At 66.0% G+C, this 25,536-nt stretch carries 19 protein-coding genes; 6 read left to right on the top strand and 13 right to left on the bottom strand.

Features of this window, described 5'->3' with window-relative positions; genetic code table 11:
• Positions 1 to 8 precede the first annotated feature (8 nt).
• The 8 genes from BUA29_RS07185 to queG form a co-directional block, all read right to left on the bottom strand.
• The gene (locus tag BUA29_RS07185; protein WP_072755934.1) at positions 9 to 1,157 is read right to left on the bottom strand and encodes an ABC transporter ATP-binding protein; all 1,149 of its coding nucleotides are present in this window, start codon (positions 1,155 to 1,157) and stop codon (positions 9 to 11) included.
• A gap of 1 nt (position 1,158) precedes the next feature.
• The gene (locus BUA29_RS07180) at positions 1,159 to 2,304 is read right to left on the bottom strand and encodes a polyamine ABC transporter substrate-binding protein (protein ID WP_084602396.1); all 1,146 of its coding nucleotides are present in this window, start codon (positions 2,302 to 2,304) and stop codon (positions 1,159 to 1,161) included.
• A gap of 182 nt (positions 2,305 to 2,486) precedes the next feature.
• On the bottom strand, positions 2,487 to 4,736 hold the full coding sequence (locus BUA29_RS07175; RefSeq protein ID WP_072755933.1) for a nitric-oxide reductase large subunit: 2,250 nt from the start codon (positions 4,734 to 4,736) through the stop codon (positions 2,487 to 2,489).
• Positions 4,737 to 4,856: 120 nt separating this feature from the next.
• Complete coding sequence (locus BUA29_RS07170) at positions 4,857 to 5,612, bottom strand: helix-turn-helix domain-containing protein (RefSeq protein ID WP_072755932.1); 756 nt, start codon at positions 5,610 to 5,612, stop codon at positions 4,857 to 4,859.
• 40 nt (positions 5,613 to 5,652) lie between these two features.
• Entirely contained in the window at positions 5,653 to 7,074 is a 1,422-nt protein-coding gene (gene hemN / locus BUA29_RS07165; protein ID WP_178137903.1) for an oxygen-independent coproporphyrinogen III oxidase, read from the bottom strand.
• Between the two features lie 24 nt (positions 7,075 to 7,098).
• On the bottom strand, positions 7,099 to 7,773 hold the full coding sequence (locus tag BUA29_RS07160) for a thiopurine S-methyltransferase (protein WP_072755930.1): 675 nt from the start codon (positions 7,771 to 7,773) through the stop codon (positions 7,099 to 7,101).
• A 76-nt stretch (positions 7,774 to 7,849) separates the two neighbouring features.
• On the bottom strand, positions 7,850 to 10,099 hold the full coding sequence (parC, locus tag BUA29_RS07155; protein ID WP_072755929.1) for a DNA topoisomerase IV subunit A: 2,250 nt from the start codon (positions 10,097 to 10,099) through the stop codon (positions 7,850 to 7,852).
• Positions 10,100 to 10,108: 9 nt separating this feature from the next.
• Positions 10,109 to 11,173, bottom strand: coding sequence for a tRNA epoxyqueuosine(34) reductase QueG (gene queG / locus BUA29_RS07150; protein WP_072755928.1), 1,065 nt, complete (start codon positions 11,171 to 11,173; stop codon positions 10,109 to 10,111).
• A 130-nt stretch (positions 11,174 to 11,303) separates the two neighbouring features.
• Between queG and BUA29_RS07145 the strand changes: the two genes are divergently transcribed.
• From BUA29_RS07145 to BUA29_RS07115, 6 genes are all read left to right on the top strand, one after another.
• A complete protein-coding gene (locus tag BUA29_RS07145) occupies positions 11,304 to 12,776 on the top strand; it encodes a bifunctional ADP-dependent NAD(P)H-hydrate dehydratase/NAD(P)H-hydrate epimerase (RefSeq protein WP_072755927.1) in 1,473 nt (490 codons plus the stop codon).
• A 4-nt stretch (positions 12,777 to 12,780) separates the two neighbouring features.
• A complete protein-coding gene (gene tsaE / locus BUA29_RS07140; RefSeq protein WP_072755926.1) occupies positions 12,781 to 13,260 on the top strand; it encodes a tRNA (adenosine(37)-N6)-threonylcarbamoyltransferase complex ATPase subunit type 1 TsaE in 480 nt (159 codons plus the stop codon).
• Positions 13,261 to 13,345: 85 nt separating this feature from the next.
• Positions 13,346 to 14,851 (top strand): N-acetylmuramoyl-L-alanine amidase, encoded by a 1,506-nt coding sequence (locus BUA29_RS07135; RefSeq protein ID WP_084602392.1) that lies wholly within the window; start codon positions 13,346 to 13,348, stop codon positions 14,849 to 14,851.
• 287 nt (positions 14,852 to 15,138) lie between these two features.
• Positions 15,139 to 16,920: a DNA mismatch repair endonuclease MutL gene (gene mutL, locus BUA29_RS07125; protein ID WP_072755923.1), complete on the top strand. Its 1,782-nt coding sequence runs from the start codon at positions 15,139 to 15,141 to the stop codon at positions 16,918 to 16,920.
• Positions 16,899 to 17,852, top strand: a complete 954-nt coding sequence (locus tag BUA29_RS07120; protein ID WP_084602391.1) for a DUF1684 domain-containing protein — start codon at positions 16,899 to 16,901, stop codon at positions 17,850 to 17,852. Before mutL ends, BUA29_RS07120 begins: the two co-directional genes overlap by 22 nt.
• On the top strand, positions 17,849 to 18,802 hold the full coding sequence (locus tag BUA29_RS07115; protein ID WP_072755921.1) for a TraB/GumN family protein: 954 nt from the start codon (positions 17,849 to 17,851) through the stop codon (positions 18,800 to 18,802). Before BUA29_RS07120 ends, BUA29_RS07115 begins: the two co-directional genes overlap by 4 nt.
• A 15-nt stretch (positions 18,803 to 18,817) precedes the next feature.
• Here the strand turns inward: BUA29_RS07115 and rnfB are convergent, their stop codons facing one another.
• The 5 genes from rnfB to BUA29_RS07090 form a co-directional block, all read right to left on the bottom strand.
• A complete protein-coding gene (gene rnfB, locus BUA29_RS07110; RefSeq protein ID WP_072755920.1) occupies positions 18,818 to 19,252 on the bottom strand; it encodes an Rnf electron transport complex subunit RnfB in 435 nt (144 codons plus the stop codon).
• On the bottom strand, positions 19,249 to 21,303 hold the full coding sequence (metG, locus tag BUA29_RS07105; protein ID WP_072755919.1) for a methionine--tRNA ligase: 2,055 nt from the start codon (positions 21,301 to 21,303) through the stop codon (positions 19,249 to 19,251). Before metG ends, rnfB begins: the two co-directional genes overlap by 4 nt.
• Positions 21,304 to 21,432: 129 nt before the next feature.
• Positions 21,433 to 21,873 carry a DUF2147 domain-containing protein gene (locus BUA29_RS07100; RefSeq protein WP_072755918.1) on the bottom strand — a complete coding sequence of 147 codons (441 nt, stop codon included), beginning with the start codon at positions 21,871 to 21,873 and terminating at the stop codon, positions 21,433 to 21,435.
• 281 nt (positions 21,874 to 22,154) lie between these two features.
• A complete protein-coding gene (locus tag BUA29_RS07095; protein WP_072755917.1) occupies positions 22,155 to 25,103 on the bottom strand; it encodes a TonB-dependent receptor domain-containing protein in 2,949 nt (982 codons plus the stop codon).
• A gap of 68 nt (positions 25,104 to 25,171) precedes the next feature.
• A partial coding sequence (locus BUA29_RS07090) for an integrase core domain-containing protein (protein ID WP_143148844.1) occupies positions 25,172 to 25,536 on the bottom strand: 365 nt, incomplete at its 5' end.

Raw genomic sequence — 25,536 nt, 5'->3', positions numbered from 1 at the left:
ACCGTTGCTCATGTTGCCAGCACCACCGCACCGCTGGCCGGCCAGCTCAGCCACAGCGTTTCGTTCCAGTCGTAATGTGGCTCGGAGCTGCGTTCGACATGCGTTTCCTGCACGCGAATCACGACGCCGGTTTCGGTTTCGACGTGATAGATCGAGACATCGCCGAGATAGGCGATATCGCGGACCTTGCCTGTGGCGACGTTGTCGGCTTGCGGGCGAGATTCATGGACGTCGATTTTTTCCGGGCGCACCGCGACACTGACGGCAGTGCCTTCCGGCAGTGGGTCGGCATGGCGGGCCAGCAATGCGCCGCCGGCCACAGCATTGCAGGCGATCCGCATCAGGCCGTTGTCAGGATTGGATGACAGCACCCGGCCTTCGAACAGATTGATGCCGCCGATGAACTCGGCCACAAAGCGGGTTGCTGGATATTCGTACAGCGCCGCCGGGGTGGACACCTGCACGATACGGCCGGCGTCCATCACCGCAATGCGGCTGGACATGGTCATCGCTTCTTCCTGGTCATGGGTGACCATCACGAACGTGGTCCCCACACGCTCCTGGATGTTGACCAGCTCGAACTGGGTGCGTTCGCGCAGGCGCTTGTCCAGCGCGCCCAGCGGTTCATCCAGCAACAGCAATTTGGGCTGCTTGGCCAATGCACGCGCCAGGGCCACACGCTGGCGCTGGCCGCCGGAGAGTTGCGACGGCTTGCGTGCGCCCAGCTGCGGCATCTGCACCAGCTCCAGCATCTGCTGTACGCGATCCCGGATTTCACCCGCGCTCATGCCGTCCTGCTTCAGGCCAAAGGCGATGTTTTGCGCCACCGTCATGTGCGGGAACAGGGCGTAACTCTGGAACATCATGTTCACCGGCCGTCGGTAGGGCGGCAGTGCGGTCACATCGACGCCATCGATCAGCACCCGGCCACGGTCCGGCGTCTCCAGCCCGGCCAAAATGCGCAGCAGGGTGCTCTTGCCGGAACCCGAGCCGCCCAGGAGGGCAAAGAATTCGCCGCGATAAACATCCAGCGAAATGTCATCGCAGGCGTACACCTTGCCGAAGGTTTTGGTGATCCCTTCGATCCGCAGAAACGGCTGTGCCGATGGGTCCTTCCATGGCTCCAGTGGGGCGGTGGAGCGGGTGACCAGTGCCATGTCAGTGTCCGCTCTTGATCGCGGTCCATGCGCGCACGCGCTGCCGCTGTACGGCTTCTGGCAGAGACGTGGGGTCGACCAGCTTGGCGCGCACGGCCTCCGGTGGGTACACGCCGGGATTGTTTGCGATGGCGGGATCCACCAGCGCAGTGGCGTCCTTGTTCGGGTTGGCGTAGCCGACCGCATTGGTGATGGCGGCCGACACCTTGGGATCGAGCAGGTAGTTGATGAACAACTGCGCGTTGCCAGGATGTTTGGCGTCCTTGGGGATCGCCATCACATCCACCCAGCGGATCGCGCCTTCCTTCGGAATGACATAGCGGATGTTCGGCGCCGGCGTGTGGTTGGCTTCCGCTGCTTTTGCGGCCGCGTCGGCGGCACCGAGGATGTCGCCGGAATAGCCCATCGCCACGCAGAGATCGCCGTTGGCCAGCGCGTCCTTGTATTCGGCATTGTTGAAGGTGCGGATGTATGGACGGATGGCGGCATAGATCTGCTTCACCGTCTCGATTTCATCGGCTGCGCCAGCGTTCGGGTTCTTGCCCTTCCAGATCAGGGCGGCGCCGAAGGCTTCCTGGTCGTCGTCCAGCACGCTGATCCCGCATTTGGCCAGTTTTTCGGCATTGGCGGGATCAAACAGCAGGCTCCAGGAGTCGATGGGGGCGTTCTCGCCCAATACGGCCTTCACTTTGTCCACGTTGATGCCCAGACCCGTGGTGCCCCACATGTAAGGCACCACGTAGGCGTTGCCAGGGGCGATGTCGGTCAGCCCGCGCAGAATGGCCGGATCAAGGTGCGTGAGGTTGGGCAGCTTGCTCTTGTCCAGCGGCAGGTACAGGCCTGCTTTGATCTGACGCTGCGCGAACGGGCGCGCCGATGGGAACACCAGGTCGTAGCCGCTGCTGCCGGCCGTCAGTTTGGTCTCCAGCGTCTCGTTCTCGGAATAGACGTCGTAATTGACCTTGATCCCGGTCGCCTTCTCGAAATTGGCGATGGTGTCTTCGGCCACATAGTCGGACCAGTTATAGACATTGAGGATCTTTTCTTCCTGGCCGGCGGCGGTTGTGGTTTCGGCATTCGATGCGGTCTTGCTGCATGCGGTCAGTAGCAGGATGGCGCAGGTAAGGAAGGCAGGGCGCAGGGACACGGCGGTTTCCTGGGGTGGGACGGTGCGCAAATGGTACGCGCTGCTGCGGATGTCATGGAGCCGCCGGGATGCATCACGGCGGGCAGTACGGACGGGGTGTGGGGTGCGTTTGGCGCGACTTCTGGCGGTAAAACGCGACGGGGCGGCCACATGGCCGCCCCGTCGATCGGGTCGTGCGCGGGTCAGGCCTGCTCCCGCCGCGCCCCTACCCACAGCCGCAAGACGAACAGGCTAAGCAGCAAAGCGCCTGAGGCAAACACCAGGTCGCCTGGCATCCGCATCCAGACCAGCATGTGGATGAGCGGACGTGCCATGAACTCGGCCGAGCGGGCGTACCAGTAGCCATGCTCCAGCGCAGCGTTGAGCTGCAGCACGCCCATCGGCAGCAGGGTCAGCAGGGCCATCAGCCCCAGGCCAATGTTCATGCTCCAGAACGCTCCGCGTAGCAAACCGGTCGGCCACCGCACCTGCGGGCGCAGGCTGCGCAGGGAGAACAGCATCAGGCCGATACCCAGCATCCCGTACACCCCGAACAGCGCGGTATGGCCATGCAGCGGGGTCAGATTCAGACCTTGCATGTAGTACAGCGCGATTGGTGTGTTGATCAGGAAGCCGAACAGACCGGCGCCCACCAGGTTCCAGAAGCTCACAGCCAGGAAGAACATGATCGGCCAGCGGTAACGTTCCATCCATGGCGTGGCGCGGCTATGGCTCCAGGTTTCATGGGCTTCCAGGCCGATCAGCGCCAGCGGTACCACTTCCAGCGCCGAGAAGCAGGCGCCCAGTGCAACCGCCGCGGTGGTGGTGCCGGCGAAGTACAGGTGGTGGAACATCCCCAACACGCCGCCGGTCAAGTACACGATGGTGGCGAACAGCACGTTGATGGTGGCCGACTTGCCGCGCAGCAGGCCCAGCTTCACAAACAGGAAGCTGATCACCGCCACCGCAAACACTTCGAAGAAGCCCTCCACCCACAGGTGCACCACCCACCAGCGCCAGTACTCGACCACCGAGATGTGGCTGTGTTCGCCCCACATCAGACCAGCGCCGTAGAACAGGCCGATGGCAATGGTGGACAGGAACAGCAGGCCGACGATGGAGGACATCTCGTCCTTGCGCTTCAGCGCGGGCCATAGCGCGCGGCCCATTAAGGTCAGCCACAGTAGCAGGCCGATGAACAAGAACGCCTGCCAGAACCGGCCAATATCCACATACTCCCAGCCTTGGTGCCCGAACCAGAAGTTGTACTGCAGTCCAAGCTTCTGCATCACCGCAAACCACTGGCCAGCAAAGGCACCCACCACGATGATCAGCAAGCAGACGAACAGGAAGTTGACGCCAGCGCGCTGGTATTTCGGCTCATGCCCAGAGATCGCCGGGGCGATGAACAGGCCGGTGCCAAGCCAGGCGGTCGCAATCCACAGCACCGCCAGTTGCGTGTGCCAGCTGCGTGTCAGTGAGTAGGGCAGGATCTCGGCGATCTTGAAACCGTAGGCTTCCTGGCCTTCCACCTGATAGTGCGCGGTGGTTGCGCCCAGCAGGATCTGCACCAGGAACAGTGCCACCACCACCCAGAAGTACTTGGCGGTGGCCTTCATCGACGGCGTGATGGTCAGGCCCCGCAGCGGATCCTGTGCCGGCGGCGTCGGCAACGCCTCCTTGCCGTGGTAGGCCGCGTAGTGCCAGGCCAGCAGGCCAATGCCACCGATCAGGAACAGCAGCGAGAACACCGACCAGATGAAGGTGCCTGCAGTCGGCTGGTTGCCGATGAGCGGCTCGTATGGCCAGTTGTTGGTGTAGGTGCGGTTGGTCTCGCCGGGGCGGTCGGTGCCCGCGGCCCAGGCCGCCCAATGGAAAAACGCCGTCAATGCGCGACGGTCATCGGCATCTGCCACGGTATTTTCGCGCATTGCATAGTCCACCCGAAGCTCATGGGTGGCTGGATCGTTGGAGAACAGGCTCTCGTAGTGTGCGGCCACGGCGCTGATGGCCTGCGCCCGCATGTCGCTGACCACGAGTTCGTTCTTGGCCTGGTCATAGGTGTTGGCGCGCATCAGCGGCTTGACCTTGGCCTGGATGCGCGCCTGTTCGGCAGCATCCAGGCTGGCGTAGGGCTGGCCGGTGTCGGCACGGGCCTGCAGTTCCAGCATGGCCTCGGTCTCCCGGTGCAGCCAGTCGGCCGACCAGTCGGGTGCCACCAAGGCGCCATGGCCCCAAATCGAGCCGAGCTGCTGGCCGCCCATGCGTTGCCAGACCTGACGGCCACGTTCGATATCAGCTTTGGTGTAAAGCGTGTGGCCGCTCTGGGTCACTACGCGATCGGGAACTGGCGGGGCAGTGTGGACCAAGTCCACGCCCAGCCACAGCATGACGGCGAAGCTGACGGCTAGCAGGGCGCCCAGGCCCAGCCATAGCCTACGGATGGTGGACATCGTGGTTCTCCTTGAAGAAATGGAGTACAGGGATTGCGCGCACTATCGTCCGGCGCATGCCCCGTAGCAGCCATGATCTAGGTCAACCACAATGCAACAGCACAGGCGTGTGCTGGCGGTCTATTCGCGCAGTATCGGGGCTGCCAGTGCTTCCAGTGCATCGGGATCGCGCAGCTCCACGTCGCGACGGTCCACCGCCAGCACGCCCTCGTCCTGCAGCCGGCGCAGGACCCGGCTGACCGTTTCGGGGGCCAGCCGTAGATAGTTGGCGATGTCGGTGCGGCTCATGCTGAGCTGGAAACGGGTGGCGGAAAACCCGCGTGCGGCCAGCCGGCGCGACAGCCCCACCAGGAATGCAGCCATGCGCTGCTCGGCACTCCAGTCACCGGCCAGCAGTGATGCCCGGCCGATGTCGCGGCTGAGTAACCGGAACAGTTCGCGTTGCAGTCCGGGTACTCGGGTGGCCAGCACCGAGATCTTGGGAAACGAGAACCGGCATAGCATCACCGTGTCCAGTGCGATCGCATCGCACGGGTAGCGATCGCCAGCGATGGCATTGAGGCCGATGATTTCACCCGGGAAATGGAAGCCCAGCACGTGCTCACGGCCGTCGCGGTCGATCACCCGGGTCTTGACGCAACCGGCACGCACCGCGGCGATTGCGTCGAATGGATCCCCCTCGCGGAACAGGGTGTCGCCGGCGTGAAACGGGCCGACATGTTCAACCAGTACGTGCAGATCCCGCAGGGCGCTTTTGTCCATGCCTTGCGACAGGCAGGCGTGCGAGAACGCGCAGGTGGAACAGAACTGCAGCTCATCCCCGTCATCGGACAGCACGGTCGGAGCCGGGCGCGGGAACGGAGGCTGGCTGCTCACTGCAACCTCCTGCCGGGGCGTAGAGGCGGGCATGGGGCGTTCAGATCGCGCGCGAGAAGCGCGGATGGGTTTCCAACGTGGCGGAGGTCAGGTAGTGGTCGAAGCACATGGCAATGTTACGCAGCAACAGGCGCCCGCGCGAGGTGGCACGGATGCTTTGTGCGGACAGCACCACCAGGCCATCGTCCACCAGTGGCTGCAGACGTTTGAGATCTTCCGCGAAATAGTGGTGGAACTCGATGCCGTAGCGACGTTCCAGGGCGGTGATCGGGATCTCGCCCTGGCACATCAGCGCCTGGATCAGATCGGCGCGCAGGGTGTCGTCCTCACTCAATTGCATGCCGCGGCTCACCGGCAGGCGGCCGGCATCCACTGCGGCTTCCCAGTCGGACAGGATGCGCGGATTCTGGCTGTAGCTGTTGCCGATATGGCTGATGGCGGAGACGCCAAGACCGATCAGGTCGCTGTCGGCATGGGTGGTGTACCCCATGAAGTTGCGATGCAGCCCGCCGCGCTGTTGCGCTTGCGCCAGCGGGTCGTCGGGCAGGGCAAAGTGGTCCATGCCGATGTAGACGTAGCCGGCAGCAGTCAGCCGGGTCACGGCCAGCTGCAGCAGGGCCAGTTTGGCTTCGCCGCTCAGCAGCAGGCGTTCGTCAATCTGCTTTTGTGGCTTGAACAGGTGCGGCAGGTGCGCGTAGCTGTAGACGGCCAGGCGGTCTGGGCGCAGTGCGACCACCGTATCCAGGGTCTTGCCGAACCCGTCCAGGGTCTGCGCGGGCAGGCCATAGATCAGGTCGATGTTGATCGAGCCGATCCCGGCGTTGCGTGCGGCCTCGATCACCGCGCGGGTGTCTTCCACACTCTGGATGCGGTTGACAGCGGCCTGGACCGTCGGGTCGAAGTCCTGCACCCCTAAGCTGATGCGGTTGAACCCCAGCTTGGCCAGTTCCGGCAGCCACTCGGGCGGACAGACGCGCGGGTCGATCTCGATTGAAATGTCATTGTCCGGGCCGGAGGAGAACAGAAACTGCCGGCGCAGGCTGTCCATCACCTCGCCCAGCTGGGCGGGCGTGAGGAAGTTGGGCGTGCCGCCACCGAAGTGCAGTTGGATCACCTCGCGGTCGCGGTCGAACAACGGCGCAATCAGGCTGATTTCGCGCTGCAGGCGGATCAAATAACCCTCGCCGCGGGCGGTGTCGCGGGTGATCACCCGGTTGCAGCCGCAATAAAAGCAGGGGCTGGTGCAGAACGGCACATGCACGTACAGCGACAGCTGCCGCGGGATGGGGTCCTCGTTGCTGGCCTGGATGGCGGCACGCAGCTGGGCTTCCCCAAACGCCGGGCTGAACTGCGGCGCGGTGGGGTAGGAGGTGTAACGCGGTCCCGGCCGGTCGTACCGGCGTAGCAGGTCGGCGTCAAAGGTGACGTGCTGGGCGTGCATGGTCCGAAGCGTAACCGTCATGCCCGCCCGGCGACTTGATCTCGGTCAAACCGGCGCGGGGTTTTCAGGCCGCCGGGTCAGGGCATACACCGCGGTGTCCAGCTGCGATACACCGGCGATGAAGCCCGGAGCATCCGGCGGAATCGGGCGGCGTTCCCGCAGTGCGATCGCCCAGTCCTGAGCAAACAGGGCCTGGACCTCGGCTTCGGAAACCGAAAATGGCGGGCCTTCTCGTTCGGCCTGGGGGTATTCCAGGGTGATCAGCAATCCGCGGCAGCCGGCCGGCAGGTGCGCGTACAGCTCAGCCGCGTAGCGGCGGCGCAGCTCCGGCGGCAGCGCGATCAGGGCGGCGCGGTCGAACACGGCAGCACAGCCGGCCAGCCGTTGCGGATCCAGGGCGAACGCATCGCCGCACAGGATTTCAATGGCGCCTGCGCGGTAACGGGTTCCATAGGCCGTGTCCGTGATCTCCGGGGTCAGACCGTGTTCGGCAAAAAATGCCTCGACTGCAATCGGCGATAGCTCCACGCCCAGCACCCGATACCCGGCTTCGGCCAGCCAGTGCAGGTCGTGCGACTTGCCGCACAGCGGTACGAACACCTCCGCGCCCAGCGGGATCGCCAGCGTTGGCCAGTGCTTGAGCAGCAGCGGGGTAGGGGCGGGTTGATGGAAGCCGATTTCCTGGTTGGCCCAGCGCTGATGCCAGAAGTCCGGATGCATGTGGTGTCCTCGTTGACGGTGGTCAGGGCATCTTTCGCACACGGCGGAGATGCCTGTCGGCCACGGATGGGCGTTCTCAGGCTTCGACGCTCAGCCCGTCCACCCGTTGCCAGCCGCGTGGCAGCAAGCCGCCGCGTGACCCGCGGGCGCCGAGATAGGCGTCGAGGTCGTGGTAGGTCAGCGTCATCGTGCGGGCACCAGATTTCACCTGCAGCTTGCCGCCTTCCGGTACGACGGCGATGGCAGTGACATGCTCGGTGCCGCGCTTGGCCTTGGGGATCTCGATCAGCTTGTTGCCCTTGCCTTTGTCCAACTCGGGCAGCTCGGCCAGCGGGAAGGCCAGGACGTGGCCGAGACTGGTCACCACTACCAGACGGTCGCGGGCTGGGTCGTTGACGGCGGCAGGTGCCAGCACGCGTGCGCCTTCGCCCAGCGACAGCAGCGCCTTGCCGGCTTTCTGTCGGCTGAGTAGGTTTTCGAAGCGGGTGATGAAGCCATAGCCGTGGCTGGAGGCCAGCACCAGCCGATCCTCGTTGCTGGCGCTGGCCATGGCCTGGAATGTCGCACCCGGTGCCGGGCTGAAGCGGCCGGTCAGTGGTTCACCGTTGCCGCGCGCGGAGGGCAGGGTGTGCACCGCCGTCGAATAGCTGCGGCCATGCGAATCCAGGAAGGCCACCTGATGAGTGCTGCGGGTGCGAACGGCGGCCAGCAGGCCATCGCCTTCGCGGTAGGACAGCGCGGCGGCGTCGATGTCGTGGCCTTTGGCGGCGCGCACCCAGCCTTTTTCGCTGAGCACCACGGTCATCGGCTCGCTGGCCACTAGCTCGGTTTCGTCCAGTGCCTGCGCGGCCTGACGGGTGACCAGTGGGCTGCGGCGGGCATCGCCAAAGCGTTTGGCATCAGCCAGCAGCTCGTCCTTGATCAGCTTGCGCAGGCGGGCCTTGCTGTCGAGGGTGGCCAGCAATGTCTTGCGCTCGGCGATCAGGTCGTCCTGCTCACCGCGGATTTTCATTTCCTCAAGCCGCGCCAGCTGCTTGAGCTTGGTGTCGAGGATGTAGTCGGCTTGCGCGTCCGACAGGGCAAAACGCGCCATCAGCACGGCCTTGGGTTCGTCCTCGCTGCGGATGATGCGGATCACTTCGTCCAGATTGAGGAATGCCACCAGCAGGCCATCGAGCAGGTGCAGGCGGCGTTCGACCTTGTCCAGCCGGTGCTTGAGCCGGCGGGTCACGGTGTCCTGGCGGAACGTCAGCCATTCCGTCAGCAGCGTCTTCAGGTTCTTCACCTGCGGGCGCCCGTCCAGGCCGATCACGTTCAGGTTGACTCGGTAGCTCTTTTCCAGGTCGGTGGTGGCAAACAGATGCCCCATCAGCTGCTCGGCATCGACCCGGTTGCTGCGCGGCACCAGCACGATGCGGGTGGGGTTGGCGTGGTCGGACTCGTCGCGGATGTCCTCCAGCCACGGCAGCTTCTTGGCGCGCATTTGCTGGGCGATCTGCTCGATCACCTTGCCGGGGCTGACCTGGTAGGGCAGCTCGGTAATCACGATGTTGCCCTGTTCGCGCACGTACACCGCACGTGCGCGCACGCTGCCGGTGCCGGTTTCATAGATCGCCCGCAGGTCGTCGGGCGGGGTGATGATTTCGGCGCCGGTGGGATAGTCGGGGCCACGCACGTGCTCGCACAGGTCACGCACGCTGGCGTCGGGATCGTCCAGCAAGCGCACGCAGGCGCTGACCAGCTCGCCCAGATTGTGCGGGGGGATGTCGGTGGCCATGCCCACCGCGATGCCGGTAGTGCCATTGAGCAGCAGGTGCGGCAGCCGTGCCGGCAGCCAGGCGGGCTCCTCCAGGGTGCCGTCGAAGTTGGGCGTCCAGTCCACCGTGCCCTGCTCCAGCTCGGCCAGCAGCACCTCGGCGATCGGGGACAGCTTGGCCTCGGTGTAGCGCATCGCGGCGAACGATTTGGGGTCGTCGCTGGAGCCGAAGTTGCCCTGGCCTTCGATCAGCGGGTAGCGGTACGAGAACGGCTGCGCCATCAGCACCAGCGCCTCGTAGCAGGCGGAGTCGCCATGCGGGTGGAACTTGCCGATCACATCGCCCACGGTGCGCGCGGACTTCTTGGGCTTGGCCGAGGCGTTCAGCCCCAGCTCGCTCATGGCATAGATGATGCGGCGCTGGACCGGTTTCAGGCCGTCGCCGATGAAGGGCAAGGCGCGGTCGAGCACCACGTACATCGAGTAATCGAGGTAGGCGCGCTCGGCGTATTCGCGCAGCGGGATCTGTTCAAAGCCGTGAAAGCTGGAGCGAGGGGAAAGGTCGGTCATGCCGGCATTTTACGGGGCCGATCTGGCGGCGTGCTGGCGCAGCGCCCACGCCACGTGTTCGCGCACCACCGGCGAGGGGTGGTCGCGGCGGCTGGCCAGCGCGGCCAGGACCTCGGGCGTGGTCGGTGCGTTGCCCAGCGCGACGGCGATGTTGCGCAGCCAGCGTTCATACCCGCTGCGGCGGATTGCGCTGCCCTCGGTGCGGCGCAGGAACTCGTCCTCCTCCCAGGCGAATAGCTCGACCAGGCTGGCGCGGTCGAGGTTGTTGCGGGCGCGGAAGTCGGGTTCGTCGGTGCGGCGGGCAAACTTGTTCCACGGGCAGACCAGTTGGCAGTCGTCGCAGCCGAAGATGCGGTTGCCGATCAGCGGGCGGAGTGCCTCGTCGATGCTCCCATCGTGCTCGATGGTCAGGTAGGAAATGCAGCGGCGTGCGTCCAGCCGGTACGGGGCGGTGATGGCACGCGTCGGGCAGATGTCGATGCAGCGCGTGCAGGTGCCGCAGTGGGCGCTGGCAGGCGGGTCGATGGGCAGCGGAATGTCCACGAACAGCTCGCCGAGGAAAAACCAGCTGCCGCCGTGTCTGTCGATCAGGCAGGTGTGCTTGCCGATCCAGCCCAGCCCGGCATTGCGCGCCAGCGCGCGCTCCAGCACCGGTGCCGAGTCGGTGAAGGCGCGGTAGCCGAACGGGCCGATTTCCGCCTGCACCTGTTCTGCCAGTTTCTGCAGTCGGTTGCGCAGCAGCTTGTGGTAATCGCGCCCAAGGGCGTAGCGGGCCACGTAGGCGCGCTCGCCGTCGTTCAAGGTCCGCCAGGCCGCGTCCGGGTCCTGGCCGTAGTCCAGCCCCACCGAAATCACCCGGATCGTGCCCGGCACCAGCTCGGCCGGCCGCGCCCGCAGGGTGCCGTGGCGTGCCATCCAGTCCATCGAGCCGTACAGCCCCTGCGCCAGCCAGTCGCGCAGGTGGGCCTCGTCATCGTCCAGCTCGATGCCGGAAATCCCCACCCGCTGGAAGCCTGCAGCTCGCGCCAGTGTGCGGATGCGATCGGCCAGGGCGGCGGGGGTGGGCGTGTCCATCGGCGCGCAGTATAGGCAAGGTGAACGCGATCGCTGCTGCGATCATTGCGGCTGGCAAGGCCCCTGTGCTGCGATCAGCGGATACGCCCACGGCCTGCTGCCGATGTCCGGGCGGGTCTAGAATTGCCGCATGCACACCCCGTTGCCGCTGTTTGATCCTGCCACCGTGCGCCGGTTGGAAGCACGCGGTATCGAGGCCTGCGAGGGCGATGGGTTTGCCCTGATGGCACGCGCCGGCCAGGCAGGCTGGCGCTGCCTGCTCAAGCACTGGCCGCAGGCGCAGCGGATTGCCGTGGTCTGCGGGCCGGGCAACAACGGGGGCGATGGGTATGTGCTCGCCCGGCACGCGCACGTCGCCGGACGTCAGGTGCAGGTGGTGCCGTTGGCGCCGCCGGTCAGCGCGCTGGCGCAGCGCGCCTGTGCCGAGTATCAGGCGGCGGGTGGCGTGATCGTGGATGCGGTGGGCGAGGCCGATCTGATCGTCGATGCGTTGTTCGGCATCGGTCTGTCGCGTGCGCCCGAGGGGCGCGCCGAGGCGCTGATCGCGGTGATCAATGCGCATTCTGCGCCAGTGCTGGCGCTGGATGTGCCCAGTGGCATCGACGCGGCGACCGGCAGCGCACCGGGCGTGGCCGTGCGGGCGAGTTGCACGCTGCAGTTTCTTGCCCGTCATCGCGGTCTGCGCACCGGCGCGGCGCTGGATCATTGCGGCGAACTGGAGCTGGCCACGCTGGACCTGCCAGACAGCATCTTCGCGGGGCTTGCGCCCGCGGCGCTGGGCTATCGTGCCGATGCGCTGGCGGGATTTTTCCCGCTGCGGCCACGGGATACCCACAAGGGCCGCAATGGTCACGTGCTGTGCATCGGCGGCGAGGCCGGCAGCGGTGGGGCGATCCTGCTGACGGCCCAGGCCGCATTACGCAGTGGCGCCGGCCTGGTCAGTGTGGCCACCCGCACGCAGCACGTGCCGGCGCTGCTGGCGCGCTGTCCGGAAGCGATGGTGCACGCAGTGGAGGATCCGGCAGCGCTGGAGCCGTTGCTGGCGCGTGCCGATGTCGTCGCCATCGGCCCCGGGCTGGGGCAGGGCGCATGGGGGCGGCTGCTGTTTGCGCAGGTCTTGGCCTGCGACAAACCACGCGTGTTCGACGCGGAGGCGCTGCGCCTGCTGGCGCATGCGGGCGTGGGGTTGCGGGCCGACGATGTGGTCACGCCGCATCCCGGCGAGGCGGCGCGATTGCTGGGCATCAGCACCGCCGAGCTGCAGCGCGACCGCTTCGCCGCCGCCGCGGCGCTACAGGCCGGGCTGGGCTGCACGGTCGTACTCAAGGGCGCCGGCACCCTGGTACAGCGCCATGCGGCACCGCCCGCGGTGATCTGCGCCGGTAATCCGGGCATGGCCACCGGCGGTATGGGCGATCTGCTGACCGGGGTGGTGGCGGCCCTGCGCGGGCAGGGGATGGCGGCTGGCGATGCGGCGCTGGCCGGTGCCTTGCTGCATGCAGCCGCAGGTGATGCCGCTGCCCGCGGCGATGGCGAGCGTGGTCTGCTGCCGTCCGATCTCATGCCCTGGCTGCGCCGGCTGGCCAATCCGATGCGACGATAACCGGATGACAGCGTTCTTCCTTGCCGACGCCGCGGCCACCGACACCTTCGGCGCCTGTCTGGCGCATACCCTGCCCGCGAGTGCCGTGGTGTATCTGCACGGCGATCTGGGGGCAGGCAAGTCCAGCCTGGCCCGGGCGGTGCTGCGTGGGCTTGGGGTGACCGGCACCATTCGCAGCCCCACCTACACCCTGGTCGAGCCCTATGCCCTGCCCGCAGGCGGGGTGGCCGTGCACCTGGACCTGTACCGGATCGGCGATCCGGGCGAGCTGGCGTTCCTTGGTCTGGACGATGAAGACCACCGGCTGTGGCTGGTGGAATGGCCCGAGCGTGGCCACGGCGCACTACCGCCGCCGGATCTGGACATCGTCCTGCGGGTGCAGGGGCTGGGCCGGCAGGTCAGCCTGCAGCCCGCCAGCCCGGTGGGGCAGGCATGGCTGAACGATTTACTGGCCACTTGCGCAGACAAGTTTCCGGACGCCTGAGAAACATTCTGCATGTATCGGAAACGCAAGGGAAAAACGCTTGCATTTTCGGGCGAATGGTGATTGACTCCCGGCCATGCGCCGAATGGGGAGTCACTGCCGGTCCGTGCTTACGGCTGCCTTGGGGCTGGCCGTGCTTGCGCTGGGCGTGGCAAACGCGGCGGAACTCCGGCAGTTGAAGGTCGAGACTGGCGCGACCGGCACCCGTGCCGAGCTGCATCTGGACCGCAGCGAAACGTATCGTCTGATTCCTCTGACCCATCCGGACCGGCTGGTGGTGGATCTCCCGCAAAGCCGCCTGGCCGCAGGCGTGGCGCTGCCGGCGCCGGCCGGTGTCGTCAAATCCGTGCGCACCGGGCAGCCGATGCCCGGCACCCTGCGCGTCGTATTCGACCTGGCCGGTGCGGTGCGGGCCATTCCGACCACTCTGCAGGATGCGTCCGGCGGCACCGTACTGGTGCTGGAGTGGCCGGGGGATGGGCCGACGATCGCCGCCACCCCTGCGCCACTCCCCGCCGCAGCCGCTTTGTCTGTCACGCATCCCAACCCCGCATCGTCGCCGGTCGCGGGCGCGTCCGCGTCATCGCCGTCGGCACCGACCTCGTCTGATCCGGCCGATCCGATCGCCGCGTTTGCCAGCCGGCCCTTGCCCGTGGCAACAGACCCCGCGCAGGCCGCTGCGAGGGCATCCCAACCGGCGCCTGCGTCTTTGCCCGGGCCGGCCACGGCGCCGCCGGTGGCGCCGGCGCTTGCCCCGCTGCCGCCTTCACGGTCGGCGGAGCAGGCCGGGGTGCGGCCACTGGTGGTGGCCATCGACGCCGGGCACGGGGGGCAGGATCCAGGTGCCCGTGGCCCCGGTGGGACTCGGGAAAAGGACGTCACCCTGGCCATCGCCCGCGAGCTGGCCCGGCAGGTCAACGCCACGTCGGGGCTGAAGGCGTATCTGACCCGCGACAGCGACGTGTTCATTCCGCTTGAATACCGCGCCCGGCGTGCCAGCGCCAACAAGGCCGACATCTTCATTTCGATCCACGCCGATGCTGCCGAAAACCGCAGCGCGCGTGGCTCATCAGTGTTCATCCTGTCCACCCGCGGGGCATCCTCGCAACGGGCGCGCTGGCTGGCCGACAAGGAAAATGCTGCTGACGTGATCGGTGGTGCGCGTGTTCTGCGGACGGCCGACAGCACCCTCACCTCGGTGCTGCTGGATCTGACCCAGAGCGGCAATATGAAAGCCTCCGAAGATGCTGCCCAGCACGTGCTGGGCGGGCTGAAGCGGATCGGCGACATCCACAAGGATGGGATCGAGCGCGCCAACTTCGCGGTGCTGCGCACGTCCGACAAGATGCCGGCGATGCTGGTGGAAACCGCGTTCATCTCCAACCCGGAGGAAGAGCGCAAGCTGACCGATCCGGACTACCAGCGCCGCTTGGCGCGGGCGATCCTGGACGGCGTGGACGCCTATTTCTCGCGGCAGCCGCCGCCCGGCACCCTGTACGCGCTGCGCGCGCAGGGCAAGCAGGCGGCGCAAGTCACGTCACCCGAGCGGACGACGGAGCGCACTCCGCTCGGCGCGGGCGCCAGCCCCTGACCCGGAATCGGCGGCACCTTGGCGGCGGGTCGCGCATGTGATCCAACCGGCGTTGGTCGACGGGAATCTCCGAAGTGCTCGGAGATTCCCTAGAATCCTCCGGTGAGCATTCGCCAACTCCCCGACACCCTCATCAACCAGATCGCCGCCGGCGAAGGTGAGCCAACGCGCTTGCGAAGTGACTTAACGTCACTTCGCGCGTTGGCGAACGCCCGAAGCAGGATGCGCAGGGCCGTGTTTCCTGGCGAGATCAGGATGATCGAGCCTGGAAACCTGGGGGAGTTGCAATGACGATCCGCCAACTCCCCGACACCCTCATCAACCAGATCGCCGCCGGCGAAGTCGTCGAACGTCCGGCGTCGGTGGTCAAGGAACTGGTCGAAAACGCGCTGGACGCCGGCGCGCGCCGGATCGACATCGACCTCGAGGAAGGCGGTATTCGCCTGATCCGGGTGCGCGATGACGGCAGTGGCATCGCGCCGGAGGAACTGCCGCTGGCCGTCAGCCGCCATGCCACCAGCAAGATCGCCAGCATCGAAGACCTGGAAGCCGTGGCGACATTGGGCTTCCGCGGCGAGGCGCTGCCCTCGATGGCGTCGGTGAGCCGGTTCCGCATCGTCTCCCGGCAGGCCGGGGCCGCGCATGGGGCGGAGTTGCGCATCGACGGCGGCAAGCCCGGGCAGGTGACGCCGCAGGCGCATCCGCCTGGAACCACGGTGGAAGTGCGCGATCTGTTTTACAACGTACCGGCGCGCCGCAAGTTTCTGCGTGCCGAGCGCACCGAGCTGGCCCATATCGAGGACTGGCTGCGCACGCTGGCGCTGGCACGGCCCGACGTCGAGATCCGGGTGACCCACAACGGCAAGCCGCTGCGGCGCTGGAAAGGGGATGGGCACTTGCTCAACGACGTCCGCCTGCACGAGGCGCTGGGCCAGGAATTTGCCCACAACGCACTGGCGGTCGACCAGGCCGGTGCCGGCCTGCGCCTGCACGGCTGGATCGCGCGGCCGACCTACCATCGCGCCAGTGCCGATCAGCAGTATCTGTACGTCAATGGGCGCAGCGTGCGCGACCGCAATATCGCCCATGCCGTGCGGCAGGCGTACAGCGATGTGCTCTACCACGGCCGACATCCAGCCTACGTGCTGTTTCTGGAGCTCGACCCGCGTGGCGTTGACGTGAACGTGCATCCAGCCAAGCACGAGGTGCGTTTCCGCGAGGCGCGGCTGGTCCACGATTTCGTCTATCGCAGTCTGCATGCCGTGCTGGCGCAGACGCGTGCCGGTCAGGCTGCGGCCCCTTTGCCGCCCCTCAAGCCCGCCGCGCCGACGCTGCCGGCACCCCAGCAGGCCACGATCGGCCTGCGTCTGGCCGATGCACCGCAGGCATATCAGGCCCTATATGCCGGCCCGACCCGAACCGAGGTGACGGCGACCCCGTCCCCACCGCCGGCACCAGCGCTGCCGGCGGATGGGCCGGAAGGCATGCCGCCGCTGGGGCATGCCATCGCCCAGCTGCATGGCATCTACATCCTGGCCGAGAGTGCCGACGGATTGATCGTGGTGGACATGCACGCCGCCCATGAGCGCATCGTGTACGAGGCACTCAAGGCGGCGCATGACGGCGTCGGCCTGCGCACCCAGCCCCTGCTGGTGCCGGTCAGCCTGGCGGTGTCCGAGCGCGAGGCCGATCTGGCCGAACGCGAGGCTGACACGCTGGAGCAGCTGGGCTTCGAGGTGCAGCGCAGCGGCCCGCAGTCACTGCTGCTACGCAGCGTGCCGGCGTTGCTGGCGCAGGGCGATGTCGAGGCCCTGTTGCGGGACGTCCTGGCCGATTTGCGTGAGCATGGCGCCACCCGGCGCGTGGCCGAGCAGCGCGATGCCCTGTTGGCGACCATGGCCTGTCATGGCGCGGTGCGCGCCAATCGCCGGCTCAGCATTGCCGAAATGAATGCCCTGCTCCGGCAGATGGAGGCCACCGAACGCTCCGGGCAGTGCAATCATGGGCGCCCCACCTGGACTCGGGTTTCCCTGGCGGAGATCGACAAATGGTTTCTACGCGGACGCTGATGCTCTGCGCCCTGCAAGTGCTGCTTGTGGCCTGTCAGGCGCAGACCGGGCCGGATCCGGCGGCGCTGGCCGCCAAGGCCCGGGCGCGCGCTGCTTTCGAGGCCTCCGAGCAGTCCTGGCGTCGTGCGCGCGTGGCCGAGCTGACCCGCCCCGACGGCTGGACCAGCCTGATTGGCCTGCATTGGCTGGAGCCTGGTACCCATCGCGTGGGTAGCGGTGCCGATAATGGCATCCGGTTGGCGATGGGCCCGGCCCACCTGGGCATCTTCCAGGTGAAAAAAGACGGCACGGTGTTCTTCACCGCCGACACCGACGTCACCCTGGACGGGGTGACCAGTCGCGGCGGTCAACTCCGCAGTGATGCCGACCCCGCCGGTGCCAGCGTGATCGGTTTCGATGACGGCAAGGGGCAGGCGATGGTGATCGCCCGTGGTGGTCGGTTGGCGTTGCGAGTCAAACATGCCGATGCCGACAGCCGGCTTCGCTTCACCGGGCTGGACTACTGGCCGGGCGGGCCGGACTGGATCCTGCCGGCGCGGTTCATTCCGCACCCGCCCGGTACCACGCTGTCGGTGATGAACGTCCTCGGGATGACCGAGCCCATGCCCAATCCCGGCGTGCTGGAGTTCCGCCGCAACGGCACCCGCTACCGGCTGGAGGCGCTGGATCAGGGCGACGGCCAGCTGTTCATCGTGTTTGCCGATGCCACCAGCGGTCACGGCAGTTATGGCGCTGGCCGTTTCCTTCAGGCGCCCTGGCCGGATGCGCAGGGGCAGGTGCGGCTTGATTTCAACCGCGCGTACAACCCGCCATGTGCCTTCACCCTGTTTGCCACCTGCCCGCTGCCGCCGCCGCAGAACCGCCTGCGCCTGCGTGTGGAGGCCGGCGAAAAGGCCTATCGCAAGCCCGCCCCTTTGGTGCCGTCGGCATGAGTGCGCTGCGGTTACTGCTGGCGTTTTGTCTGGCCTTGCTGGCGCCGTGGGGGCAGGCTGCCGCGGCGGCCCGGCCGGATGTCCAGGCGACGTCGGCCCCGGTCTGGCGTCCGCTGCTGTGGAAAGCGGAACACGGCGGCAACGTCGTGTATCTGCTGGGTTCGTTCCATCTGCTCGCACCCAGCGATGCACCGCTGCCTGCGGAAATCGAACGCGCCTTCCAGGACAGTGATGCCCTGCTGTTCGAGCTGGATCCGGCGGCATTGACCGCACCCGAGACCATCGCCGCGATGCAGACGGCGATGGGCTATGGCGATGGCAAGACGTTGAGCGAGGTGCTGCCGGCACCGGTGCGCCAGCGGCTGGGCGTGCTGGTGGGGGCCAGCGGTGGCAGCCTGGACGCGCTGGAGCACAGCGAACCGTGGGCGGTCAACCTGGGCATGACTCTGGCGGTGGCAAACGCGCTGGGGTTGCGGGCCGAGCTGGGTCTGGACCGGCAGCTGATGGCGCGCGCGGCGCAGGCCGGCAAGCCAGTGGCCGGGCTGGAGACCGTGCAAGCCCAGGTCCAGGCTATGGACCGGGTGCCGTACCAGGAGCAGGTGCAGAGCCTGGATGAGTTTCTGGCCGACCCCAAAAAGGCGGCGCAGCAGTTGCAGCAGCTGCATGACTGGTGGCGCGCCGGCGATGTCGAGGTGCTCGACCGGCGCATGCGCATGGAGATGGCGCAGAAAACACCCGAGAGCTACCGCCTGCTCAATGTGGAGCGCAACCAGGCCTGGCTGCCGCAGGTGGACGCCCGCCTGACCGCGGCCACGCCGGGCCGCACCCTGGTGGTGGTCGGTGCCCTGCATCTGCTCGGCCCGGAGGGATTGGTGGAACAGTTGCGCGCCCGCGGCTATCGCGTGGAGCGGATCTGCGACAGTTGTTCGGTTGCGACCAGCGGCCAGTGAGCCGGTGGGCGCGGCTCAGCGCCCGGTCGGTACGCGGATGATGCAGTCCACCGGGCAGGCCGGAATGCACAGGTCACAGCCGGTGCACAGTGGCTCCAGCACGCTGTGCATGTGCTTGGGGCCGCCCACGATGGCATCCACCGGGCAGGCCTGAATGCACTTGGTGCAGCCGATGCAGTCGGCCTCGACGATCTGCACGGCATGCGGCGGGCTCTGCTGGCCGCGGGCGCGGTCATACGGCCGGGCCGGTACGCCCAGCACATGCGCCAGCGCACGAGCACCGGCGTCGCCACCGGGCGGGCAGCGGTCGATATCGGCCTCGCCGCGTGCCATTGCCTCGGCATACGGGCGGCAACCGGCAAAACCGCACTGGCCGCATTGGGTCTGCGGCAACAGGCGGTCGAGCCGTTCGACCAGGGCCTTGGAATGCAGCGGCGCGCGCGGATTCACTTCACCGGCATGCCGGGCTGGGCACCGGCATCGACATCGAGCAGGAACAGCCCGCCGCCATCGAAGCCGGCGGAGAGGATCATGCCCTCGCTGACCCCGAAGCGCATCTTGCGCGGCGCCAGGTTGGCGATGAACACCACGTGACGGCCGACCAGCGCTTCCGGCTGGCCGTAGCTGGCACGAATGCCGGAGAAGATCTGCCGTTGCCCCAGTTCACCGGCGTCCAGCACGAAACGCAGCAGCTTGTCGCTGCCATCCACGACGCTGCACTCCAGCACCTTGCCGATGCGCAGGTCGAGCTTGGCAAAGTCATCCAGCGTGACCGTGGGCGCCTGTGCGGGCGGGGTCGCGGGTGACGGGGGGGCGGGCGTGGGCGTGGCGGCAGGCGCCGCGCCGAGCGTGTCCTTGCTGGCGTCGATCATGGCCTGAATCTGCTTGGGGTCGATACGGGTGAACAGCGGGGTGTAGGGTTGGATGGTGCGGTCGAGCAGGGGCGTTTCGAGGTCTTGCCAGGTCAGCACCGGTGCGCCGAGGAACGCCGCTGCCTGCGCACTGACACGCGGCAGTACCGGCGCCAGCGCCGCGGCCAGCACCCGGAACAGATTCAGCCCCTGGGTGCAGACCGCCTGCAGTTCGGCGTCCTGACCGGCCTGTTTGGCGATGACCCACGGCTTGCGGTCGTCGATATAGCGGTTGGCTTCGTCCGCCAGCGCCATGGTGTGCCGGATCGCGGCGGCCGGATCGTTGCGCTCGTAGGCGGCGCGCACGTCCTCCAGCGCGGCCAGAAAGCGTGCGTACTGCTCGCCATCGGCCAGTGCCGGCGCCAGCTGGCCGGCAAAGCGCTTCTCGATGAAGCCGGCGCAGCGGCTGGCCAGGTTGACGAACTTGCCCACCAGGTCGGCATTCACCCGCGCCACGAAGTCGGCCAGGTTTAGGTCCAGATCGTCCACGCCACCGGAGGACTTGGCGGCGAAGTAGTAGCGCAGCGCCTCCGGGTCGAGGCCGGCATCCAGATAGGTGCGGGCCATGATGAAGGTGCCGCGCGACTTGCTCATCTTGGCGCCGTCTACGGTCAGATAGCCGTTGACGTGCAGGCGGGTGGGCGTGCGCAGGCCGGCACCGTGCAGCACCGCCGGCCAGAACAGGCCGTGGAAGTTGACGATGTCCTTGCCGATGAAGTGGTGCAGCTCGGTCTGCGCCTCGGCGCCGGCGCGGACAAAGGCTTCAAAGTCCAGCCCGGCCTGGGCGCACAGCGTCTGGAAGCTGGACAGGTAGCCGATCGGCGCATCCAGCCAGACATAGAAAAACTTGCCCGGGTGGCCGGGGATTTCGAAGCCGAAATACGGCGCATCGCGCGAGATGTCCCAGGCGCGCAGGCCGCCTTCCCCGTCCAGCCACTCCATCAGCTTGGCCTTGACCCCGGGCACGGCGACGTCGCCAGCCAGCCACTGGCGCAGAACGCCCTCGAAATGGCCCAGTTCGAAAAAGAAATGCTCCGACTCGCGCAGCTCGGGCGTGACACCGGAGACCGCCGAGCGAGGTTGCACCAGCTCGGTCGGGGCGTAGGTGGCGCCGCACGCCTCGCAGTTGTCGCCGTACTGGTCGGGCGCACCGCAGCGTGGGCAGATGCCCTTGATGTAGCGGTCGGGCAAGAACATGCCCTTGGCCGGGTCATAGAACTGCGCGACGTGACGGCGGCTGATGTGGCCACCGGCCTCGAGCGCCGCGTAGATGCGTTCGGTCAGCGCACGGTTGGCAGCCGAATGGGTGGAGTCGTAATGATCGAATGCCACCCCGAAGTCGGCGAAATCGCGCATGTGGCTGGCCTGGATCCGGGCGATGAACGCCTCCGGCGTGGTGCCGGCCTTTTCCGCGGCCAGCATGATCGGCGTGCCGTGGGTGTCGTCGGCGCAGACGTAGTGGACGGTGTCCCCGCGCATGCGTCGCGCCCGCACCCAGATGTCGGCCTGGATATAGCCGACCAGATGGCCAAGATGCAGCGGGCCGTTGGCGTAGGGCAGGGCGTTGGTGACGAGCGCGGCGCGGGTCATGGGCAGCAGCGGCAGAATGCGTGAAGGGGGCGCGGATTATCGCACGCAGCGCAGGCCGAGCCGGTCGAGCCGGAAATGGCAACCCCCCGGACCAGCCGGGGGGGTGCAGGGGACAGCAGGATGCGAGCGTCAGTTCACCCGAACCCAGGTGGCGGTTTTGCAGAAGAACGCCACGCAGCCTTTGACTTCCAGCTTGTTGCCACCGTCGAGCAGCTTGATCGACTTGGCGTTGAAGCTGCGGTCTTCGGAAGGCTTGTAGCCTTTGCCGTCGCCCCAGATGCCATCGCCCAGCGGCTTGAGGTTCCACAGGGTGACGATACCGACGAACGGCTTGCCCTTGTACTGGCCGCTGCACTTGTCGCAGGTGGCCGGCAGGCCCAGGTTCTCGACGATCTTGGCCGCCAGCGTGCCGTTCTTGGCTTCGTAGATTTCGGTGATCGTCATCGGCTTGCCGGTCTCGTCATCCAGGGTCTTCCACTTGCCGACCGGCGACGCCGCGTGCTGGGCCGTGGCGCTCAGTGACAGCGACGCCAGCACCGTTGCCATGGTCATCAGGATCGTTTTGCGCATTGTTTCTCCCCTCCTCCAGGTTTTGCGGGTTGGACAGGACGCGACGCGCGCCCCTGCGGCGAGTTATACCCCATCCGTGGCGGTATGGAGAGGGGGTGGGCCGCCGCATTCAGATAGGGCGGTAGGAAGGGCGTCGTTGGCATGTCGACGCCACCCCATCGCGGATCGGATATCCCATTGACCGAGCCAAAAAAACGCCCCGGATGGCCGGGGCGTTGTTGGGGCCGGAAACCGAATGATTGGGGCCATTCGGTGCCGGGTCTTGCATTGACCAGCGCCGCTTAGAACTTGAAGCTCAGCTGGGTGTAGAACGTCCTGCCCAGCAGGTCGTACTGGGTGGCGAATGCCGGTACGTTGCCGTACCGCGTGTCGACGCCGCTGGAGATTGTTGGCGGATCCTTGTCTGTCACGTTCTGGATACCAAAGAGCACCGACCACTTCGGCTGGTCATACCGCACCGACAGCGTGTGGTAAAGCCGCGATTCGGCAACGATGTCGCGAACCGCATTGGTCCAGCCGAAATAGGTGAAGGTGGGGGACAGGGTCAGCGATTTGGTTTCGCCGACATAGTTCATGTACCAAGTCCAGCTCCAGTCGCCACGCTTCAGCGTTGTGCGCAGATTGCCCACCAGCTTGGGACGGCCGATGGCTCCGTTGCGGTTGGAGGAACTGAAACCGCTAGCGGCCGAGGTGCTGAAAAACTCCTCGAAGTCTTCCATCACATAGGTTGCCTGGCCCTCCACCTCCAACTTGCCAAAGCTGAAGTCGCCGTCATAGCGCGTCAGCAGATCATAGCCGCGGACCTTCTGGCGGTTCACGTTGACGTACTTCTGGTAAACCGTCTCGATCTTGTTGGGTGCGGTCGGGTGGTCGGGCGGATTACGCACGAACAGCGAGCAGAACTGATTCGGGTACACCTGGGCGCCGTAGCAGCCGCCAAGGATGGTGGCGGCAGTCAGCCGGGCGATCTGGTCGCGCACGGTGTATTCGAAGTAGTCCACTGCCAGGCTGAACGGGATTGAGGTCGGGGTGAACACCAGGCCTGCCGTCTTGGCGTTCGAGGTCTCGGGCTTGAGCACGCCAGCGCCACCCTGCGTGATCACTGTCGCCGATGAAGTAGCACCAGCGAAGTTGTCGGGGATACCGGCTGCCGCGCAGTTGGCCCGGATATAGTCGTTGGTGCTCTGACCCCAGTTGATACATGGATCGATTGAGGTCTGCGAGACAAAGCTCGACAGATTGCCAAGATAGAGTTCGTACAGGCCAGGAGCACGGTACGAGGTGCCTTTAGTGGCGCGCAGGCGCAGCGACGGGATCACTTGCCAGCCCAGCCCCAGTTTCCAGACCGAATCGGACTTGCCCACCGATGCATAGTCGAAGGCGCGTGCGGACAGGTTCATGGTCAGCGATTCGATCGCTGGGAGACCCTTGAGCAGAGGAACCTCGACTTCGGTGAACAGCTCCTTCACATGATCACGCCCTTTGGTCACCACCGCCGAGCTCTGGCCCCAGAGGTCGCCGTTGCGCTCGTACTGACTGGGCTGGTCGTTGATGCCGAAGTTGCGGTACTCGCCGCCAATCGCCACATTGACTGCACCAGCCGGCAGCTGGAACAGCTCACCGGTTGCTGTCGCGTTAAACAGGTACTGGTCATAGACGGTATTGCCGGTGTGCCACTGGCCGACCGCCTGAACCAGCTGACTCATGCAGGCACCGCTGAGGAAGCACGGGTCAAAGTAGTTCACCGAAGGTGATTTGCCGCCAGTCCACGGGCGCAGGGCAGGATCGGCGTCACCTGACTTGGATTTGAGAATGGACAGCGCGCTGTAATCGCCGTCCGAACGGGTGTAGGACAGATTGGCCGACCAGCTCCAGGTCTCGGTTCCGCCGATCAAGCCATCCAGACCAGTCCGCAGGTAGTAGTAGTTGACGCGAACCTTCTGGTCGGACGGGAACGGCATTATCGGCTGGGCAATACCGCTGGGCACTGGGCTGGCGAAGCTCGAACCATCGGTGTACTTGTATGCGGCGCGGGTAGCAGTGGTGCCACCCGTCAGCGGGAAGAACTGACGCCAGCGGTGGGTGTCGGTGCCGCGACGGTTGTACAGGAAGTCGGTGGTCCAGTTGACCGGGCCCAAATTGAAATCAGCCGTCGTGAACAGGCTGAAGCGCTCCTGTCGGTCGATCAGCTGCTGCTCGCCGAAGAAGTCGAAGTTGAGAACGTCTTCATAGTAGGCCTGGCCGGTGTTGCCTGCGCTGTAGCCTGTATTGGTGCGTGGGCGGTAGCCGGGGATCAGGCCGATAGTGGTGCCATCAGGCGAAGGAATGTAACGCCTACCGTACACCGCATCGATCACGGTGTTGGCGTAGAGGTTGCCAGCAGTGCAGCCGCCGAGAGGAGTTCCGGCAAGGATGGAGCGGTCCTGACGGTCGATGCGGTTACCGTTCTGGTCCCACACCAGATCCTCGGCGCAGCGCAGGAAGTCACGGTCACGGAAGCGCAGCGGCTCCTGCAGGTAATACTCGACCGCGCCAGCGATCGTGCCCTTGCCGAAATCCCAGCCATTGGCAAACGACAGCGAGACGGTCTCGTAACCGCCCTTCTGCGGGTTGCGTGCGAGGAAAGTGAACTCTGGCGAAGTGAAGTTCTTGCGGGTGATCAGGTTGACCACGCCGGCCACAGCATCGGAGCCGTAGATTGAAGACGAACCGTCCTTCACGATCTCAGCGCGCTGCAGAATCGACTGGGGAATCACGTTCAGGTCGAACGCCAGAACCTGGCCGCGGGTGCCGGCAGGGCCCGGGCGTTGGCCGTTCAGAAGGACAGCGGTGCGCTGTGCGCCAAGACCGCGCAAGTTGATGGTCTGGACGCCGGTGCCACCTTCGACCACAAAGCCGGCAAACTGGTTGCTGATCTGGGTGGAACCAGCGGCGACACTGGACTTCTGCAGCAACTCAGCGGTGCTGATCTGGCCGACATCGATGCTGATGTCAGCGGAGATCACTTGCACGGGCGAGATGGTGTCGTACTCCAGCCGCTTGATCAGCGAGCCGGTCACAACGACCTTGTCCAGCTCCTTGGGTTCTTTTTTGGCCTCTTCCTGCTGCTTGGCCTGATCGGCCTTGTCAGCATTGCTGTCCTGGGCCAGAGCAGGCATGCCATAGAGGCAGCCAAGCACGGCGATGAACAACGGCAGTTGGCGCAGACGAGCACTCTGTGCCTTTTTCATTTGGTGAGCCCCCTTGTGGTTGAAAAATGAACGCCAGCCATACGCTGGACGTTACCGAAAATTAATGCTTATTTCATGGGGGCGCAAGTGTTTGTATGAGTCCACCACCTTTGGCACTCGGGTTGGTGCTGGAGCAGGAAGTGTAGCGGGGGTCGCTGGCCGAGGGCGTGGTGGGGGCGCTCGGCGTTGTAGAAGACGAGCCAGTTGGCCAGCTGCTGGTTGAACGCATCCAGGTCGGTAAAGAGCAGGTCTTCGTGGTAGTCCACGAAGGACTCCTGCACGGTTCGATTGAAGCGTTCGACATGCGCGTTCATCTTGGGTGTCTTGGGATACGTGTACCAGCGCTGGATCCCCTGCGTGGCGAGCGCCTTGGAGAAGTCGGCCTCGAACTCGGAGCCGTTATCGGAGAGCACCCGCTTGGGCACTTGGGGCA

The sequence above is a fragment of the Thermomonas hydrothermalis genome (genome assembly GCF_900129205.1).
Classification (GTDB): Bacteria; Pseudomonadota; Gammaproteobacteria; order Xanthomonadales; family Xanthomonadaceae; genus Thermomonas; species Thermomonas hydrothermalis.
The sequence above is the reverse complement of the archived record's forward strand: the minus strand, read 5'-3'. Positions and strand labels throughout refer to the sequence as shown.

Excerpts from the sequence above, each read along its gene's own strand:
- BUA29_RS07185 (WP_072755934.1), bottom strand. The coding sequence starts at position 1,157 with ATGGCACTGGTCACCCGCTCCACCGCCCCACTGGAGCCATGGAAGGAC.
- BUA29_RS07175 (WP_072755933.1), bottom strand. The coding sequence starts at position 4,736 with ATGTCCACCATCCGTAGGCTATGGCTGGGCCTGGGCGCCCTGCTAGCC.
- hemN (WP_178137903.1), bottom strand. The coding sequence starts at position 7,074 with ATGACGGTTACGCTTCGGACCATGCACGCCCAGCACGTCACCTTTGAC.
- BUA29_RS07160 (WP_072755930.1), bottom strand. The coding sequence starts at position 7,773 with ATGCATCCGGACTTCTGGCATCAGCGCTGGGCCAACCAGGAAATCGGC.
- parC (WP_072755929.1), bottom strand. The coding sequence starts at position 10,099 with ATGACCGACCTTTCCCCTCGCTCCAGCTTTCACGGCTTTGAACAGATC.
- queG (WP_072755928.1), bottom strand. The coding sequence starts at position 11,173 with ATGGACACGCCCACCCCCGCCGCCCTGGCCGATCGCATCCGCACACTG.
- BUA29_RS07145 (WP_072755927.1), top strand. The coding sequence starts at position 11,304 with ATGCACACCCCGTTGCCGCTGTTTGATCCTGCCACCGTGCGCCGGTTG.
- tsaE (WP_072755926.1), top strand. The coding sequence starts at position 12,781 with ATGACAGCGTTCTTCCTTGCCGACGCCGCGGCCACCGACACCTTCGGC.
- BUA29_RS07135 (WP_084602392.1), top strand. The coding sequence starts at position 13,346 with ATGGGGAGTCACTGCCGGTCCGTGCTTACGGCTGCCTTGGGGCTGGCC.
- mutL (WP_072755923.1), top strand. The coding sequence starts at position 15,139 with ATGACGATCCGCCAACTCCCCGACACCCTCATCAACCAGATCGCCGCC.
- BUA29_RS07120 (WP_084602391.1), top strand. The coding sequence starts at position 16,899 with ATGGTTTCTACGCGGACGCTGATGCTCTGCGCCCTGCAAGTGCTGCTT.
- BUA29_RS07115 (WP_072755921.1), top strand. The coding sequence starts at position 17,849 with ATGAGTGCGCTGCGGTTACTGCTGGCGTTTTGTCTGGCCTTGCTGGCG.
- metG (WP_072755919.1), bottom strand. The coding sequence starts at position 21,303 with ATGACCCGCGCCGCGCTCGTCACCAACGCCCTGCCCTACGCCAACGGC.
- BUA29_RS07100 (WP_072755918.1), bottom strand. The coding sequence starts at position 21,873 with ATGCGCAAAACGATCCTGATGACCATGGCAACGGTGCTGGCGTCGCTG.
- BUA29_RS07095 (WP_072755917.1), bottom strand. The coding sequence starts at position 25,103 with ATGAAAAAGGCACAGAGTGCTCGTCTGCGCCAACTGCCGTTGTTCATC.